We start from the raw sequence: 4,569 nt of genomic DNA, 5'->3' as shown, positions 1-4,569 counted from the left end.
GGGCAAGCCCGCTCCCACATTTGGATCACGGTCCACTGTGGGAGCGGGCTTGCCCGCGATGGCGCCAGTACATTCATCACTGAACTAACCTTGATCGAGAACCCCATGCCCCAACCGCGTCCCTACAAAGTTGCACTCAACGGCTACGGCCGCATTGGTCGTTGCGTCTTGCGTGCTCTGTTCGAGCGAGGGGCGGCGGCCGGGTTTGAAATTGTCGCGATCAATGATTTGGCCGACATGGCCAGCATCGAATACCTGACACGCTTTGACTCCACCCACGGCCGCTTCCCTGGCGAAGTGCGGGTTGAAGGCGATTGTCTGCATATCAATGGCAACTGCGTGCAAGTGTTGCGCAGTGCCACCCCCGAAGGCATCGACTGGAAAGCACTGGGCGTCGACCTGGTGCTGGAATGCTCCGGTGTCTATCACACCCGTGCCGATGGCCAGCGTTTTCTCGACGCCGGCGCACCGCGTGTGCTGTTTTCCCAGCCGATGGCCAGCGAGGCGGATGTCGACGCCACCATCGTCTACGGCATCAACCAGGATTGCCTGACCGGCGATGAGCTGCTGGTGTCCAACGCGTCGTGTACCACCAACTGCAGCGTGCCGTTGTTACGCCTGCTGGACCAGGCGATCGGCCTGGATTACGTGTCGATCACCACGATTCACTCGGCGATGAACGACCAGCCGGTCATCGACGCCTATCACCACGAAGACCTGCGCCGCACGCGTTCGGCGTTTCAGTCAGTGATTCCGGTGTCCACCGGCCTGGCGCGCGGCATCGAGCGACTGCTGCCGGAACTTGCCGGGCGAATCCAGGCCAAAGCCGTACGGGTGCCGACGGTGAATGTGTCTTGCCTGGATATCACCATGCAAACCGTCAGTGACACTGACGCGGCCGAGGTCAACCGAATCCTGCGCGACGCCGCCACCAGCGGCCCGCTCAAAGGTCTGTTGGCCTACACCGAGTTGCCCCACGCCAGTTGCGATTTCAACCATGACCCGCATTCGGCGATTGTCGATGCCAGCCAGACCCGCGTTTCCGGCCCCAGGCTGGTGAACATCCTGGCCTGGTTCGACAACGAATGGGGCTTTGCCAACCGCATGCTGGATGTTGCCGAACACTATCTGCACATCGCTTCTAAACAACCTCAACAGTAATTCAGGAACTGCGACCCATGACCGTGTTGAAGATGACCGACCTCGATCTGCAAGGTAAGCGCGTACTGATCCGCGAAGACCTCAACGTCCCCGTCAAGGACGGTGTTGTCACCAGCGATGCGCGAATCCTGGCCTCGCTGCCGACCATCAAGCTGGCCCTGGAAAAAGGCGCGGCCGTGATGGTCTGCTCCCACCTGGGTCGCCCGACCGAAGGTGAGTTCTCCGCCGAAAACAGCCTCAAGCCGGTCGCCGAGTACCTGAGCAAGGCCCTGGGCCGTGACGTGCCATTGGTCGCAGACTACCTGGGCGGCGTGGACGTGAAAGCCGGCGATATCGTGTTGTTCGAAAACGTGCGCTTCAACAAGGGCGAGAAAAAGAACAGCGACGAACTGGCCCAGCAATACGCCGCCCTGTGCGACGTGTTTGTGATGGACGCGTTCGGCACCGCCCACCGCGCCGAAGGTTCGACCCACGGCGTGGCCAAGTTCGCCAAGGTCGCCGCGGCGGGCCCGTTGTTGGCTGCCGAGCTGGATGCGCTGGGCAAGGCCCTGGGCGCTCCGGCCCAACCGATGGCGGCCATTGTTGCCGGCTCCAAGGTATCCACCAAACTGGACGTGCTCAACAGCCTGAGCCAGATCTGCAACCAACTGATCGTCGGCGGCGGCATTGCCAATACCTTCCTGGCCGCTGCCGGCCACCCGGTGGGCAAGTCCCTGTACGAGCCAGACCTGCTCGACACCGCCCGCGCCATCGCCGCAAAGGTCAGCGTGCCGTTGCCGGTGGACGTGGTGGTTGCCAAGGAATTCGCGGAAAGCGCCGCGGCGACCGTCAAGCTTATCGCTGACGTGGCCGACGACGACATGATCCTGGACATCGGCCCACAAACGGCGGCCAACTTCGCCGAGCTGCTCAAGGCATCCCAGACTATCCTGTGGAATGGCCCGGTGGGCGTATTCGAGTTCGAGCAATTTGGCAACGGCACCAAAGTGCTGGCTAAAGCGATCGCTGAAAGCTCGGCGTTCTCCATCGCTGGCGGTGGCGATACCCTGGCGGCTATCGATAAATATGGTGTGGCTGATCAGATCTCCTACATTTCTACCGGTGGCGGCGCTTTCCTCGAGTTCGTCGAGGGCAAGGTGTTGCCAGCCGTGGAAGTGCTGGAAACCCGAGCCAAAGGTTAAGGCTCGCGTGATCAGGAAAAGGAGCGTTCCCATGATCAAGTCGTTGGCACTGGTGATCGCAGCGGGCCTGTTGGCCGGCTGCGGCAGCACACCCAGCGCGGCGCCGGAGGCGGATAACGCCAAGGCACCGTTGAGAAAAAGCTGTTACCAGGCTGACTGGCAAGCCGAGACCATGCCGGTGATCAACAAGCGCATCGGCAACGAACGGCTGGAGAAATACGACTCCGCGCCCAACGGTCAGGAACAGGGTTGCCCATGACGGGTCTGATCCACTAACCGATAGCAACGGTGGCCCCAGGTCGCCCTGCGAGGATTGGCAATGAAAGGCGTTTTCGCCCTGGCAGCCCTGGCCCTGTTGGCCGGCTGCAGCAGCATGAACCTGTTCGACAAGGCAGAGCCAGCCGACAAATGGACCACCTGGACCTGCGACAGCAAAGCCGAGGTCAACTGGCGCTTTGCCAACCAGGCCCGCTCCGAAGTGGATGTTCGCCTCGGCGGTTCGGACCAGGTTTATCGGCTCAAGCAAGAGGTAGCCGCTTCGGGCGTGCTGTACAGCGACGGCCAGTTGGCGTTTCACACCAAAGGTGAGGAAGGCCTGGTTTACTGGGTAGCGACGGATGATTTGATTGGGCGCGGCTGCAAAGCCAACTGAGAATACGATCTGAAGTCCAATGAGATCAAAATGTGGGAGCTGGCTTGCCTGCGATTGCGGTGGGTCAGCAAAGCCAATATCGACTGGTTCTCCGCCATCGCAGGCAAGCCAGCTCCCACATTGACCTGCTTCACAGTGGCACTAGCGCTAAGCCACACCAGCAATAACGATTCAGCAGCTCAAGCTCAACCCCTTGATCTGCAATAACTTGAATAGCAGCCGCCGCTACGGCAGGCTTGCACGATTAACGACCCTCGACCGGGAGAGACAACACAATGGCACTTATCAGCATGCGTCAAATGCTGGACCACGCAGCCGAGTTCGGCTACGGCGTCCCAGCCTTTAACGTCAACAACCTTGAGCAGATGCGCGCCATCATGGAGGCCGCTGACAAGACCGACTCCCCTGTGATCGTCCAGGCTTCGGCCGGTGCGCGCAAATACGCTGGCGCCCCGTTCCTGCGTCACCTGATCCTCGCCGCCATCGAAGAATTCCCGCACATCCCGGTGTGCATGCACCAGGACCACGGCACCAGCCCTGACGTGTGCCAGCGCTCGATCCAACTGGGCTTCAGCTCGGTGATGATGGACGGCTCCCTCGGCGAAGACGGCAAGACTCCAACCGACTACGAGTACAACGTACGCGTGACCCAACAAACCGTGGCCATGGCTCACGCCTGCGGCGTTTCGGTTGAAGGCGAGCTGGGCTGCCTGGGTTCGCTTGAAACCGGCATGGCCGGCGAAGAAGACGGCATCGGCGCCGAAGGCGTGCTGGATCACAGCCAGATGCTGACCGACCCGGAAGAAGCCGCCGATTTCGTCAAGAAGACCCAGGTCGACGCCCTGGCTATCGCCATTGGCACCAGCCACGGCGCCTACAAGTTCACCAAGCCACCTACTGGCGACGTGCTGGCCATCGACCGCATCAAGGAAATCCACAAGCGCATCCCTAACACCCACTTGGTGATGCACGGTTCTTCCTCGGTACCGCAAGAGTGGCTGGCGATCATCAACCAGTACGGCGGCGACATCAAAGAAACCTACGGCGTACCGGTTGAAGAAATTGTCGAAGGCATCAAGTACGGCGTGCGCAAGGTCAACATCGACACCGACCTGCGTCTGGCATCCACCGGTGCGATGCGTCGCCTGATGGCGACCAACCCGAGCGAGTTCGACCCACGTAAATTCTTCGGCGCCACTGTGACGGCGATGCGTGATGTGTGTATTGCGCGTTATGAAGCCTTTGGTACTGCGGGTAATGCTTCGAAGATCAAGCCGATCTCGTTGGAAGCGATGTACCAGCGGTATTTGAAAGGTGAGTTGAACGCTAAGGTGAACTAAGCCTCAAGTGTTAATAAAAGCCCGCAGCGATGCGGGCTTTTTTATGGACACCATTTAATCAACTTGCAGATGAAGCGCCGAAACCACGGCGTTCTTTGGCTTGTCGCAACGGTGCTGTAGCACCCACACCGGACCTTGAGCCGACGCACGGTCAATGTGGGAGCCGGGCTTGCCCGCGATGGCAGTGTGTCAGGCGCCGAGGATATTGGCCTGTCTCTTATCCACACCTGACGCT

5 protein-coding genes are annotated in these 4,569 nt (G+C 60.3%); all 5 read left to right on the top strand.

Annotated features, from left to right (window positions below; genetic code table 11):
- Positions 1 to 105: 105 nt before the first annotated feature.
- The 5 genes from epd (at position 106) to fba (ending at position 4,334) form a co-directional block, all read left to right on the top strand.
- Positions 106 to 1,161: an erythrose-4-phosphate dehydrogenase gene (epd, locus tag AC1RAC_RS28200; RefSeq protein WP_003194958.1), complete on the top strand. Its 1,056-nt coding sequence runs from the start codon at positions 106 to 108 to the stop codon at positions 1,159 to 1,161.
- Between the two features lie 17 nt (positions 1,162 to 1,178).
- A complete protein-coding gene (locus AC1RAC_RS28195) occupies positions 1,179 to 2,342 on the top strand; it encodes a phosphoglycerate kinase (RefSeq protein ID WP_054898179.1) in 1,164 nt (387 codons plus the stop codon).
- 31 nt (positions 2,343 to 2,373) lie between these two features.
- Positions 2,374 to 2,601 carry a hypothetical protein gene (locus tag AC1RAC_RS28190; protein WP_003194953.1) on the top strand — a complete coding sequence of 76 codons (228 nt, stop codon included), beginning with the start codon at positions 2,374 to 2,376 and terminating at the stop codon, positions 2,599 to 2,601.
- A gap of 60 nt (positions 2,602 to 2,661) precedes the next feature.
- Entirely contained in the window at positions 2,662 to 2,994 is a 333-nt protein-coding gene (locus AC1RAC_RS28185) for an MliC family protein (protein ID WP_054898180.1), read from the top strand.
- A 275-nt stretch (positions 2,995 to 3,269) separates the two neighbouring features.
- The gene (fba, locus tag AC1RAC_RS28180) at positions 3,270 to 4,334 is read left to right on the top strand and encodes a class II fructose-bisphosphate aldolase (RefSeq protein ID WP_003177554.1); all 1,065 of its coding nucleotides are present in this window, start codon (positions 3,270 to 3,272) and stop codon (positions 4,332 to 4,334) included.
- Positions 4,335 to 4,569: the final 235 nt, after the last annotated feature.

It is taken from the genome of Pseudomonas sp. GW823-FHT02F05 (assembly GCF_058797315.1).
This window is presented reverse-complemented; position numbering and strand designations above follow the sequence as displayed.